Origin of the sequence: Streptomyces sp. CoH27, from assembly GCF_020181035.1 — a bacterium.
Taxonomy (GTDB): domain Bacteria; phylum Actinomycetota; class Actinomycetes; order Streptomycetales; family Streptomycetaceae; genus Streptomyces; species Streptomyces camelliae.
Genome location: NZ_JAIQYY010000011.1, coordinates 301,403 through 312,934, shown reverse-complemented (window position 1 = coordinate 312,934; position 11,532 = coordinate 301,403). Strand labels below are relative to the sequence as shown.

The window sequence follows — 11,532 nt, the reverse complement described above, 5'->3', positions numbered from 1 at the left end:
CTGGGAGGTACGCACATGTCCGGGACGACCACGGCCGCCATGCGGCCGCGCCACCGGGCGGCGGCCGGGGCCGGCGCCAACCGCTGGGTCGTCCTCGTCGTCCTCTGCGTCAGCCTGCTGCTCGTCGCCCTCGACGCGACCGTGCTGCACGTGGCGGTCCCCGCCGTCACCGCGGACCTCAGGCCCGGCGCCATAGAACTGCTCTGGATCGTCGACGTCTATCCACTGGTCTGCGCCTCGCTGCTGATCCTCTTCGGCACGCTCGGCGACCGGATCGGCCGCAGACGCGTCCTGCTGCTCGGCTACGGCCTCTTCGGTGTCGCCTCCGCCGTGGCCGCCTTCGCGCCGACCGCCGAGACACTCATCCTGGCCCGCGCGCTGCTCGGCGTCGGCGGCGCCATGATCATGCCGGCCACGCTGTCGATCCTCCGCCAGGTCTTCCCCGACCGGCGCGAGCGCGCGCTCGCCATCGGCGTCTGGAGCGCGGTCGCGGCCGTCGGCGCGGCGGTCGGCCCGCTGCTCGGCGGCTTTCTGCTGGAGCACTTCTGGTGGGGCGCGGTCTTCCTCGTCAACATCCCGCTGATGCTGGTCAGTCTGCCGGTCGGCCGGATCCTGCTGCCCGAGTCCCGGGGCGAGCGCACCGGTCCCTGGGACGTGTCCGGCGCCCTGATGGCGGCCGGCGGTCTGTTCGGTGTCGTCCTCGGGGTGAAGCGGCTGGGCGGCGGAGAGGCACCGGCGAGCCCCTTCACCGTGCTGCCGCTGCTGATCGGCGCGGCCCTCCTCTTCTTCTTCGTACGGCGGCAGCGGCGGCTGCCGCATCCGCTGGTGGACCTGCGGATGTTCCGCCGGCCCGCGTTCAGCACCTCGGTGGGCTGCATCGTGCTGGCGATGCTCGCGCTGGTCGGCCTGGAGCTGATCGCCGCGCAGTATCTGCAGCTGGTGCTCGGCCTGTCGCCGCTGCGGACGGGCCTCAGGCTGCTGCCGCTGACCGTCGCGGCGATGGCAGCGGGCCTCGCGGGCGCACGGATGCTGCGCCGCTTCGGGCCGCGCCGGATGGTGTGCGCCGGCTTCCTGCTGACCGCCGCCGCGGTGCTGACGCTCACCGCGATGGGCGGCGGCGACAACGCCCCGCTGCTGCTGTCCGGTTTCGTGCTGCTCGGCTTCGGCCTGGAGACCACGCTCTTCGGGGCGTACGAGTCGATGCTCAGCGAGGCTCCGGCGGACCAGGCCGGCGGCGCGGCCGCGATCGGCGAGACGTCGTACCAACTCGGCGCCGGCATCGGCATCGCGCTGCTCGGCAGCGTGATGAACGCGGCCTACGCCCCCGGGCTGCGGTCGGTTCCGGGTGTTCCGCGGCACGCCTCGCGCGCGGCCGGGCACTCGATCGGCGAGGCCTACGACGTCGCCGGGCGGCTCGGCGGCGACACCGGGGCCGCGCTGCGCCTGGCCGCACGGGACTCCTTCGTGCACGGCCTGCATGTGACGCTGCTGGTCAGCGCTGGGCTGTTGCTGCTGGGATCGGTGATCGCGCTGCGGCTGCCGCGGATCATGCAGTGCGGGGAGCCCGCGGCGCCGGTGGAGCTGCCCGCGCCGAGGGAAGAGGTGCCGAGGGAAGAGATGCCCAGGGAAGAGGTGCAGTCCCGCGTCTCGGCCTGACGTACTGGACGTGCGGGACACGGCACCGTAACGTCGGCCGCAAAAAGTGACTAGCAGTGCTAGTTTTCTGTGCCGGAGGGTGTCCCATGTCCGCGTCCTCGAAGTTGCCCCCCTTCGATCCCGCCGACCCGCTCGGGATCGACGACCTGCTGGAACCGGAAGACCTGGCCGTGCGGGACACCGTGCGGGCCTGGGCGGCGGACCGTGTGCTGCCGCACATCGCCGAGTGGTACGAGGCAGGGGAGCTGCCCGGCATTCGCGAGCTGGCGAAGGAACTCGGCGGGATCGGCGCCCTCGGCATGTCCCTGACCGGCTACGGCTGCGCCGGCGCGACGGCCGTGCAGTACGGCCTGGCCTGTCTGGAGCTGGAGGCCGCCGACTCCGGCATCCGCTCCCTGGTCTCCGTGCAAGGCTCGCTCGCCATGTACGCGATCCACCGGTTCGGCAGCGAGGAGCAGAAGCTCCAGTGGCTGCCCCGCATGGCGTCCGGCGAGGTCATCGGCTGCTTCGGACTGACCGAGCCCGACCATGGCTCCGACCCCGCCGCCATGCGTACCCGTGCCAAGCGTGACGGCGCCGACTGGATCCTCAACGGCCGCAAGATGTGGATCACCAACGGCTCGGTCGCCGGGGTGGCCGTCGTCTGGGCGCAGACCGAGGACGGCATCCGCGGCTTCGTCGTCCCCACCGACACCCCCGGCTTCTCGGCGCCGGAGATCAAGCACAAGTGGTCGCTGCGCGCCTCCGTCACCAGTGAACTCGTCCTGGACGACGTACGGCTGCCCGCAAACGCCGTACTCCCGGAGGTCACCGGACTGCGCGGCCCGCTCAGCTGTCTGTCCCATGCCCGCTACGGCATCGTCTGGGGCGCGATGGGCGCGGCGCGCAGCAGTTTCGAGGCGGCCCTCGACTACGCCAGGTCGCGCGAGCAGTTCGGGCGGCCCATCGGCGGCTTCCAGCTCACCCAGGCCAAACTCGCCGACATGGCGGTCGAACTGCACAAGGGAATCCTGCTCGCCCACCATCTCGGGCGGCGGATGGACGCCGGCCGCCTGCGCCCCGAGCAGGTCAGCTTCGGCAAGCTCAACAACGTCCGCGAGGCCATCGAGATCTGCCGTACGGCGCGGACGATCCTCGGTGCCAACGGGATCTCCCTCGAATACCCCGTGATGCGGCACGCGACCAACCTGGAATCGGTGCTCACCTACGAGGGCACCGTCGAGATGCACCAGCTCGTGCTGGGCAAGGCGCTCACCGGGCTCGACGCCTTCCGGTGAGTCCCAGGAGGCAGGGCCGGCGTGCGGCCCTGCCTCAGCTCTGGTTGTAGAAGCCGTCCTCGCGACGCGCCGCCGGCTCACCGCTGACGATCTCGGTGTTGGCCGGCGTCAGCAGGAAGACCCGGGTCGCCACCCGCTCGATCGTGCCGTGCAGACCGAAGGTCAGCCCTGCCGCGAAGTCCACCACGCGCTTGGCGTCGGCGGGCTCCATCGCCGTGAGGTTCATGATGACCGGGATGCCGTCCCGGAACAGTTCGCCGATGGCCCGGGCGTCCCGGAAGCTGTCCGGGGTGACCGTGCCGATCCGGCGGCCCTTCTCCTCGGCCGTGTCCGTGGCCACCTGGACCCGGGGATCCGTGACCCAGGCGTCTCGCGACTCCGGGGCCTCGGAGTACTCGTCGTCGTAGTAACGCTCGTCATCGTTGTCGTCGACGAGGCCGAGCCACGCACTCGCCTTGCGTACCGATCCCATGGACGCCTCCTCTCACAGCGGTCTTTCGTGCTTTCAGCACCCCTATGGTCATCCATGATGCGGACAGCGCGCCAAGTGGATAGACGCCGCGCGGGGGGTTTGTGACGGTACTGGTGCACAGCCGATCCGTCGAGAGCCCTTGTGTCCCAAGGGTCCCGCCTCATATGGCTGCTGACTGAGAGTGAAATATGATCGTCGGCGGCGGACGGGTGATCGTCACTGCGTACGGGTGAACTGCCAACGTCGTACCACATCACGGGGGATCGAAGTGTTCGGAATCGTCAGGCCCTGCTCTCACCGGCTCGGTGAACGTCTCAAAGCCGAGTGGATGGCGCACTTGTGCGGGCTGTGCCTCGCGCTGCGCCGCGACCACGGGCAGCTCGCGCGTGTCGTGACGAACTACGACGGGCTGCTCATATCGGTTCTGACGGAGGCTCAGGCCGGGTCGGCCCCGGGTGCCCGGCGTACGGCGGGGCCGTGCGCGCTGCGCGGGATGCGCACGGCGTCGGTCGCCCAGGGCGAGGGTGCGCGGCTCGCCGCCGCCGTCTCGCTGGTGCTCGCCGCGGCGAAGGTCCGCGACCATGTCGCCGACCAGGACGGGCTGCTGGCTCGCCGGCCCGTGGCCGCCGCGGCCCGCCGGGTCGCCGCGGGCTGGGGCCGGGCCGGTGCCCGCAGCGGGGCGGCGGTCGGCTTCGACACCGGTGTCCTCGTCGAGGCCGTCGACCGGCAGCTCGGCCTGGAGAGCCTCGCCGGGTACGGCACGCCGATCCTGACGGTCACCGAGCCGACCGAGACCGCGACGGCCGCCGCCTTCGCCCACACCGCGGTGCTGGCCGGACGGCCGGGCAACGCACGCCCCCTGACGGAGGCCGGCCGCCTCTTCGGCCGGCTCGCCCACCTGCTGGACGCCGTGGAGGACCAGGAAGCCGACGCCGCGTCGGGTGCCTGGAACCCCCTCACCGCCACGGGCACGTCCCGCGCCGAGGCCCGCCGGCTCGCCGACGACGCCCTGCACGGCATCCAGCTCGCCTTGAGGGACGCGGAGTTTGCCGACGGCGCGCTGGCGCACCGGCTGCTCGTGCACGAGCTGGAGCGCTCCGTGGACCGGGCGTTCGGCACGAAGGCGTGCGGCCACGGGCCGGAGGCCTCCTTCGGACCGCCCCAGGGCCCCTACGCGCCGGGAGCCCCGGGGCACCCGTACGGTGACCCCTTCGGCGGGCAGCCGCCGCGCCCGGACAAGCGGGGCTTCTGGGCCGGCTGTGCGGCCGCCCTCGGCCTGTGCTGCACGTGCAAGGTGTGCTGCGCCGACGAGTTCGAGGGACCCTGGTCGCGGAAGCGGCGCGAGGGCTGCTGCGCCAATTGCGACTGCGACTGCGACTCGTCGTGCTGCGAGGTCTGCGAATGCTGCGAGTGCTGTGAATGCTGCTCGGGCTGCGACTGCTGACGGTGACCGCGTCGCTCCGCTCTTCGGCGTCGCTCAGTTCTTCAGCTCGGGCGGGCTGATCTGGGACTTCTTGATCGCCGAGCCCGTCGTGCCCCACTTCTTCAGGATCTTGTCGTACGTGCCGTCGGCGATGAGCCTGTTGACCGCCGCCTGGAAAGCGGGGGCCAGCTTGGTGCCCTTCTTGAAGGCGAAGCCCACGTCCAGGCGGTGGTACTCGCCCAGGAACTTCAGGCCGGGCTGGTGGGCCACGGCGTAGCGCAGGCCGTTGATCGTGGACATCACGACATCGCTGCGGCCCTGCTGCACCGAGGACCAGATCGCGCTCGACTCGCCGTACGTCTGCACCTGGTACGCCTTCTTGCCCGCGTCGGTGCACAGGTGCTTGTTCTTCTCCAGCGTGGCCTCGAAGGTCGTGCCGGCACCGGTCGCGACGTTCAGGCCGCACAACTGCGTCAGATCGGTGACCTTGGCCAGCTTGCTGTCCTTGCGGACGGCGAAGCCCTGGCCGTCGTTGATGTAGGTGACGAAGTCGATGATCTTGCGGCGCTCGTCCGTGACGCCGAAGTTGCTCGCGCCGAAGTCGTACTTTCCGCTGTCCAGGGCGGGCAGGATCGCCTCGAAACTCGCCTGCTCGACCGTCAGCTTGATGCCGAGCACCTTGGCGACCGCCTTGGTGAAGTCGACGTCCTGGCCGGTCACCGTCGTGCCGTCGGAGAGATAGGTGGTGCCGGGCGGGGTGCCGCCGACGCTGATCGCGACGGTGAGGTGCGTCGTGCCGGCGGGCAGCAGCCCGGCCGCCGCGTCGTCCTTCTTCTCGGCGGAGACGACATCGGTGGTGGGCACCTCGTCGGATTTCGCCGCCACTCCGGAGGCGTCCGTACCGCCCGAGCCGCCGGAGCCGGAGCCGCAGGCGGTGAGGAACAAAGTGGCCGTCGTCATCGTGACGAAAGGTAGCAAAAGACGCGAACGCATCGGTAGCGGTCTCCTGTGAGCAGAAGGTGCGAAGGCGCGAGGGGAGGGGTGCGCGTGTGAAGGCGTGGCCGAGCAGCGAGAAAAGAGCGGGAGAACGCGTGGACGCCTGCTCGGGGCAGGCGCGCGCAGGGGGTCAGCTCAACAGGAACAGGACCACACGCGACCGAAGTCGATGTGGGAGCGGGTGACCAGCCACTGCTGTGGATGCATAGGCCAAGTGGAACAGGCATCCGGTTCCGCGTCAACTGACTTGAGACGTACGGCTCACAGTTCGGACAGCCTTGACAGTGCACCGAAACGCCCGCGTACTCTCGGTGGACGGCCCTGCTGAGGGGCTCGGCCGTGTGAAGGCATCACCCCGTTCTGACGATCACCACGTCAGGGAGCCTTCGCATGTCTTCCGAAACCCTCGCCAAAGCCCCCTCCGCGCCGGAGATACCCGGGCCCGCGGACGCCCCCCGCATCGTCCCGCGACGCCGGTACGGACAGTGGGCCGCCGCCGTCGCCATCCTCGCCCTGCTCGGCCTCGCGGTGAACTCCGTGGCGCACAACCAGGCGTTCCAGTGGGACGTCGTCGCCTCCTCCTTCACCTCGGCCGCCATCCTGCACGGGCTGTGGCTCACGCTGTGGCTGACCGCCGTGGTGATGGTCCTCGGCTTCGCCCTCGGCACCCTGCTCGCCGCCTTCCGGCTCTCCGCCAACCCCGTGCTGCGCGCGGTCAGCTGGGGGTACGTCTGGCTCTTCCGGTCGATCCCGATCCTGGTGCAGCTGCTGCTGTGGTTCAACATCGGCGCCCTGTACCCGCAGGTGTTCGGCGTGAAGACCGTCGACCTGCTCACCCCGGCCGCCGTCGCCATCGTCGGACTCACCCTGCACGAGGCCGCCTTCGCCGCCGAGGTCGTCCGGGCCGGCATCCTCTCCGTGGAGCGCGGACAGATCGAGGCCGCCCAGGCGCTCGGTCTGAGCCGGTGGCGGCGCTGGCGCCGGATCGTGCTGCCGCAGGCGATGCGCGCCATCGTGCCGCCCGCCGGCAACATGCTGATCGGCACCCTCAAAGGCACCTCGATCGTCAGCGTCATCGCCGTCAACGACCTGCTGTTCTCGGCCCAGTTGATCTACCACCGCACCTACCAGGTCATCCCGCTGCTGATGGTCGCGACCCTCTGGTACGCCGTTGTCACCTCGCTCCTCGGCATCGGCCAGTACTACGTGGAGAAGCACTACGCGCGCGGCACGGAGAGCGCCCGATGAGGCCGCAGCTGGTGATCGTGGGAGCCGGGCCGCGGGGGACCGGACTGCTCGAACGCATCGCCGCCAACGCACCCGAGCTGTACGGCGATTCAGGCCTCGACATCCATCTCGTCGACCCCCATCCGCCGGGCGGCGGACGGATCTGGCGGCAGGCGCAGTCACCGCTGCTGTGGATGAACTCGCACGCCGAGGACGTCACCATGTTCACCGACGACACCGTGACCATGGACGGCCCGGTGCGTGCGGGGCCCACGCTGCACGAGTGGGCCGGGCTGGCCGGCAGCACCTTCGCCGACCGGCAGCTTCAGGGACGGTATCTGCGGTGGGTGTACGAGCAGGCGCTGGCGGAGCTGCCCGAGGGCGTCACCGTTCACCATCACGCCCGGCGTGCGCTGCGGGTCAGCGGACCGCGGGAGGGGCGCCAGGAGGTGTGGCTGGAGGGGCGGCCCCGGCCTCTCCTCGCCGACCTGGTGGTCCTCGCCCTGGGCCATCTCGACGCCGAACTCGACGAGGAACAAGGCGAGTTGGCCGCATATGCCCGCGAGCACAAGCTGACGCACCTGCCGCCCGACTTCACCGCCGACACCGACCTGACCGCGCTGCGGCCCGGCGAACCCGTGCTCGTGCGCGGCTTCGGGCTGGCCTTCGTCGACCTGATGGTGCTCCTCACCGAGGGGCGCGGCGGACGGTACGAGGGGGACACCTACGTTCCCTCGGGACGGGAGCCGGTGCTGTACGTCGGCTCGCGGCGCGGGGTGCCGTACCACTCGAAGATCGGCTACGACTGGACCGGCGACCGGCCCCCGCTGCCCCGCTTCTTCGGTCCCGCCGAGGTCGAGCGGCTGCTGGCCCGGCCGGCCGGCTTCGACTTCCGGCGCGATGTGTGGCCGCTGGTGGAGAAGGAGCTGGGCTTCGCCCACTACCACCGGCTGTTCACCGCCCACCCCGGGCGTACGGCGATGGCCTGGGCCGACTTCGAGGAGAAGTACGCGGCGGCCGCCGGGCACGACGAGCTCCGGGCGCTGGTCGCCGCCGCCGTACCGGACCCGGCCGACCGGCTCGACCTCACCGCGCTCGACCATCCGCTGGAGGGGACGCGGTACGCGTCGCACGAGGCGTTCCAGGAGGGGCTGCGCGCGTATGTCGAGGGCGACCTGAAGCGCCGTCATGATCCTTCGCACAGCGCGGATCTGGGCGTCTTTCTCGGGCTGCTCTCCGTGTACGGGCAGATCGTGCGGCTCGGGAACGTCGGGTCCTGGTGGCACGGGTTCTTCAGCTATCTGGCGTCCGGGCCGCCCGGACCCCGGCTGCGGCAGATGCTCGCGCTGTCCCGGGCCGGGCTGCTCCGCTTCGTCGGCGCCGGCATGACCGTGCGTGCCGAGGACGGGGTGTTCCGGGCCACCAGTCCCACCGTGCCGGGATTCTCCGTCGAGGCCCGGGCCCTGGTCGAGGCCCGGCTGCCCGAGCCCACCGTCGGGCGGGCCCGTGACAGCCTGCTGCGCGAACTGCACGCCGACGGCGCTGCCGAGACCCCCGAGGGACTGCTCCGGGTCGACCCCGAGGACGGTCGGGTTCTCGACGCCGCCGGGCGCCCGCATCCCCGGCGCTTCGCGCTCGGGCCGTATACGAATGCCCGTACGCCCGGCGCCTTCACCCGGCCGCGCACCGGCGGGCCCGCGTTCCGGCAGAACGACGCCACCGCCCGTGCCGTGCTGGGCTTTCTGAGCGCCTCACTCGAAAAGGAACTCACACGATGACCGTCATGGTCGACATCCGCTCCGTGCACAAGAGCTTCGGCTCGCTCGACGTCCTCAAAGGCATCGACCTGACGGTGCGCGCCGGTGAGGTCACCGTCGTGCTCGGCCCCTCCGGCTCCGGCAAGTCCACGCTGCTGCGCACCATCAACCACCTGGAGAAGGTCGACCGGGGCGAGATCAGTGTCGACGGTTCGCTGATGGGGTACCGGCGCGCCGGGGACAAGCTGTACGAGCTGCCCGAGCGCGAGGTGCTCCGGCAGCGCACCCGGATCGGGTTCGTCTTCCAGAACTTCAACCTCTTCCCGCATCTCACAGTGCTGGACAACGTCGTCGAGGCGCCGGTGTCCGCGCTGAGACGGCCCCGGAAGGAGACGGTGGAACAGGCACGCCGGCTGCTGGAGCGGGTGGGGCTCGGGGAGAAGGCCGACGCCTACCCGCGGCAGCTGTCCGGCGGGCAGCAGCAGCGGGTGGCCATCGCGCGGGCGCTCGCCCTGGAGCCGAAGCTGCTGCTGTTCGACGAACCGACCTCGGCGCTCGATCCCGAACTCGTCGGTGAAGTCCTCGACGTCATACGGGACTTGGCCGCCCGGGGCACGACGATGATCGTCGTCACGCATGAGATCGCGTTCGCCCGGGAGGTCGCCGACACGGTGGTGTTCATGGCCGACGGCAGGATCGTCGAGCAGGGGACACCGAGTGACGTGCTGGACCGGCCGCGGCACGAGCGGACGCGGGCCTTTCTGGCGAAGGTGCTGTGAGGTGGGGATGAGCCGGCGGTATCGGCGGGGGCTGCTGCATCTCGCCGCCGGCATCGATCAGGCGGGAGGCTGCGATGCCGATCTCTGTATCGAGCTGGCGCTGCTCGCCGAGCGGGGCGGGCTGGACTTCGTGACGCTGGACGATTCGCTCGACCGGGCCGGGCCCGGAGCCCTGGAGGTGTTGTGCAAGGTGGCGCCCGCCACGCGGCGGATCGGCCTGGTCCCGGCCGTCGGCGAGGCCCACGTCACGTCCTTACCGGCGCGGGCCGGTGTGGCGGCGCTGGACTCGGTCAGTGGCGGGCGGGCCGGGTGGCGGATCGACGCGTCCGGAGAGGCGGGGGACGCCTGGGATTCGCCGCAGGGGCAGCCCGTTCGTGTGGTCGATGCCACCGAGGGGCATGGCCGGATCCTCGCCGCCCGGTGCGCCGATGTGGCTCTGGTGCGTGCCGCCGGGCCGGGGGAGGCCGCCGCCGTACGCGAGGAACTGCGGGCGCTGGCCGCCGAGTCGGGGCGCGATCCGGACGCCTTGCGGGTCCTGGTGAGTCTGCTGATCGACCTCGGCGACGGGGAGTACGCGGCCGAGCCCGGATACGGCGGGGGAGGGCCGCGGCCCACCGCGCGGGGTCCGCTGTACCGGGGCGGCCCGGTCGACCTGGCGGAGCTGGTCGCCGGGTGGTACGCCGACGGGGTCACCGACGGTTTTCATCTCGTTCCCGTCGAGCCCCGGCGCGATCTGGAGCGGGTCGTCAACGGAACGGTGGCGTTGCTTCAGCATCGCGGGCTGTTCCGTACGTTCTATCCGGGCAGCACCCTGCGTGATCATCTGGGGCTGGCTCGGCTGTGAGTGCTGTGTCCGAGGGATACGTGGTGAAAGGGACAGGGGTATGACGGGCAGCGGTTCGACTGACGCCTTCGATGCGTGGAAGCAGTGGCACGAGCGCCGGGTGGAGGCCGTTTCGGCGCCCTACGGGCCGCTCGCGCTGATCGGCACGCACTGGGTCGAGGACTATCCGGAGAGGCGACTTCCGGACATTCCCGGGGACTGGGTGGCGGATGCCGACGGGGTGGTGCTCACCGCGACCGACGCCGACGGTCTGACCGTGGACGGCCGGGCCTTCGCGGGTGAGGTACGGCTCACCGCCGATCTCGGGCCGGAGGCCGAGTCCCGTGTCGCGTTCGGGGAGAAGCGGCTGGTCGTGCTGGTGCGCGAAGGGGTGTGGGGGGTGCGGGTCTACGACCCCGAGTCCGCGGGCCGGCGTGCCTTCGGGGGGATCGAGGCTACTTCTTATGATCCGCGCTGGTCCGTGCCGGGCACGTTCACGCCGTACGACGGCACGCGGGTCGTGCGGGTCGGCAACGCCGACGGGCGCGAGCGGGGGCTCGGTCTCGCCGGTGAGCTCGCCTTCACCCTGGACGGGCGGGAGCTGACGCTTCAGGTCGCTCAGCAGGGTGACGGGGTGCTGTGGGCCGTGTTCGCCGACGCCACCAGCGGTGACAGCAGTTTCCGTTTCCGTTTTCTGTACCCGGCCGCGCCGGACGCCGAGGGACGTACGGTCGTCGACTTCAATCGCGCCCAGCTTCCACCGTGCGCCTTCGCCGAGCACTTCCTCTGCCCCTTCCCGCCGCCCGGCAACACGCTGGAGCCGGCCGTGGAGGCGGGGGAGCGTGCGGTGGTGTGACGCAGAGGTTGTGTGACGCAGAGGTTGTGTGACCAGAGGTTGTGTGACGCAGCGTCAGGGAAGTTTGGGTAAAAGGGGGTTAAAGTTGCGCGGCCGAAAGGCGCCCTTGTGGCAACCGGTCGTTCGGCCGAATACTCCCCCTCAGCGCTTGTCAGGGGCATGTGTGTTCGGGCTCCCGTGCCTGTCCCCGGCTGCGCCTCACGGGCCCCGACCCCACGCGGGCCCCCGACTTCCCCTGGGAGGGAACGAAAAGTGAGGATCAAGCG

At 70.9% G+C, this 11,532-nt stretch carries 10 protein-coding genes; 8 read left to right on the top strand and 2 right to left on the bottom strand.

Annotated features, from left to right (window positions below; translation table 11 throughout):
- The first annotated feature begins 15 nt into the window (after positions 1-15).
- Positions 16-1,656 carry an MFS transporter gene (locus tag LE548_RS20770; RefSeq protein ID WP_225098398.1) on the top strand — a complete coding sequence of 547 codons (1,641 nt, stop codon included), beginning with the start codon at positions 16-18 and terminating at the stop codon, positions 1,654-1,656.
- An 86-nt stretch (positions 1,657-1,742) separates the two neighbouring features.
- On the top strand, positions 1,743-2,933 hold the full coding sequence (locus tag LE548_RS20765; protein ID WP_225098397.1) for an acyl-CoA dehydrogenase family protein: 1,191 nt from the start codon (positions 1,743-1,745) through the stop codon (positions 2,931-2,933).
- Positions 2,934-2,967: 34 nt separating this feature from the next.
- On the opposite strand, the gene LE548_RS20760 is transcribed toward LE548_RS20765, so the two are convergent.
- Positions 2,968-3,405 (bottom strand): cell division protein SepF, encoded by a 438-nt coding sequence (locus LE548_RS20760; RefSeq protein WP_225098396.1) that lies wholly within the window; start codon positions 3,403-3,405, stop codon positions 2,968-2,970.
- A 268-nt stretch (positions 3,406-3,673) separates the two neighbouring features.
- On the opposite strand from LE548_RS20760, the gene LE548_RS20755 reads away from it, so the two are divergent.
- The gene (locus LE548_RS20755) at positions 3,674-4,849 is read left to right on the top strand and encodes a DUF5685 family protein (protein WP_225098395.1); all 1,176 of its coding nucleotides are present in this window, start codon (positions 3,674-3,676) and stop codon (positions 4,847-4,849) included.
- A gap of 33 nt (positions 4,850-4,882) precedes the next feature.
- On the opposite strand, the gene LE548_RS20750 is transcribed toward LE548_RS20755, so the two are convergent.
- Positions 4,883-5,788, bottom strand: a complete 906-nt coding sequence (locus tag LE548_RS20750; protein ID WP_225098394.1) for an ABC transporter substrate-binding protein — start codon at positions 5,786-5,788, stop codon at positions 4,883-4,885.
- A gap of 426 nt (positions 5,789-6,214) precedes the next feature.
- Between LE548_RS20750 and LE548_RS20745 the strand changes: the two genes are divergently transcribed.
- Genes LE548_RS20745 through LE548_RS20725 form a run of 5 tightly spaced genes read left to right on the top strand, consistent with a single transcriptional unit; the run spans position 6,215 to position 11,266 of the window.
- The gene (locus LE548_RS20745) at positions 6,215-7,072 is read left to right on the top strand and encodes an amino acid ABC transporter permease (RefSeq protein ID WP_225098393.1); all 858 of its coding nucleotides are present in this window, start codon (positions 6,215-6,217) and stop codon (positions 7,070-7,072) included.
- Positions 7,069-8,829 carry an FAD/NAD(P)-binding domain-containing protein gene (locus tag LE548_RS20740; protein WP_225098392.1) on the top strand — a complete coding sequence of 587 codons (1,761 nt, stop codon included), beginning with the start codon at positions 7,069-7,071 and terminating at the stop codon, positions 8,827-8,829. The genes LE548_RS20745 and LE548_RS20740 overlap by 4 nt, the downstream gene beginning before the upstream one ends.
- The gene (locus LE548_RS20735; protein WP_308030329.1) at positions 8,826-9,587 is read left to right on the top strand and encodes an amino acid ABC transporter ATP-binding protein; all 762 of its coding nucleotides are present in this window, start codon (positions 8,826-8,828) and stop codon (positions 9,585-9,587) included. The genes LE548_RS20740 and LE548_RS20735 overlap by 4 nt, the downstream gene beginning before the upstream one ends.
- 7 nt (positions 9,588-9,594) lie before the next feature.
- Complete coding sequence (locus tag LE548_RS20730) at positions 9,595-10,431, top strand: LLM class flavin-dependent oxidoreductase (protein ID WP_225098391.1); 837 nt, start codon at positions 9,595-9,597, stop codon at positions 10,429-10,431.
- A gap of 40 nt (positions 10,432-10,471) precedes the next feature.
- Complete coding sequence (locus LE548_RS20725) at positions 10,472-11,266, top strand: DUF1684 domain-containing protein (protein ID WP_225098390.1); 795 nt, start codon at positions 10,472-10,474, stop codon at positions 11,264-11,266.
- Positions 11,267-11,532 lie beyond the last annotated feature (266 nt).

Excerpts from the sequence above, each read along its gene's own strand:
- LE548_RS20745 (WP_225098393.1), top strand. The coding sequence starts at position 6,215 with ATGTCTTCCGAAACCCTCGCCAAAGCCCCCTCCGCGCCGGAGATACCC.
- LE548_RS20770 (WP_225098398.1), top strand. The coding sequence starts at position 16 with ATGTCCGGGACGACCACGGCCGCCATGCGGCCGCGCCACCGGGCGGCG.
- LE548_RS20760 (WP_225098396.1), bottom strand. The coding sequence starts at position 3,405 with ATGGGATCGGTACGCAAGGCGAGTGCGTGGCTCGGCCTCGTCGACGAC.
- LE548_RS20765 (WP_225098397.1), top strand. The coding sequence starts at position 1,743 with ATGTCCGCGTCCTCGAAGTTGCCCCCCTTCGATCCCGCCGACCCGCTC.
- LE548_RS20750 (WP_225098394.1), bottom strand. The coding sequence starts at position 5,788 with ATGACGACGGCCACTTTGTTCCTCACCGCCTGCGGCTCCGGCTCCGGC.
- LE548_RS20730 (WP_225098391.1), top strand. The coding sequence starts at position 9,595 with ATGAGCCGGCGGTATCGGCGGGGGCTGCTGCATCTCGCCGCCGGCATC.
- LE548_RS20735 (WP_308030329.1), top strand. The coding sequence starts at position 8,826 with ATGACCGTCATGGTCGACATCCGCTCCGTGCACAAGAGCTTCGGCTCG.
- LE548_RS20740 (WP_225098392.1), top strand. The coding sequence starts at position 7,069 with ATGAGGCCGCAGCTGGTGATCGTGGGAGCCGGGCCGCGGGGGACCGGA.
- LE548_RS20725 (WP_225098390.1), top strand. The coding sequence starts at position 10,472 with ATGACGGGCAGCGGTTCGACTGACGCCTTCGATGCGTGGAAGCAGTGG.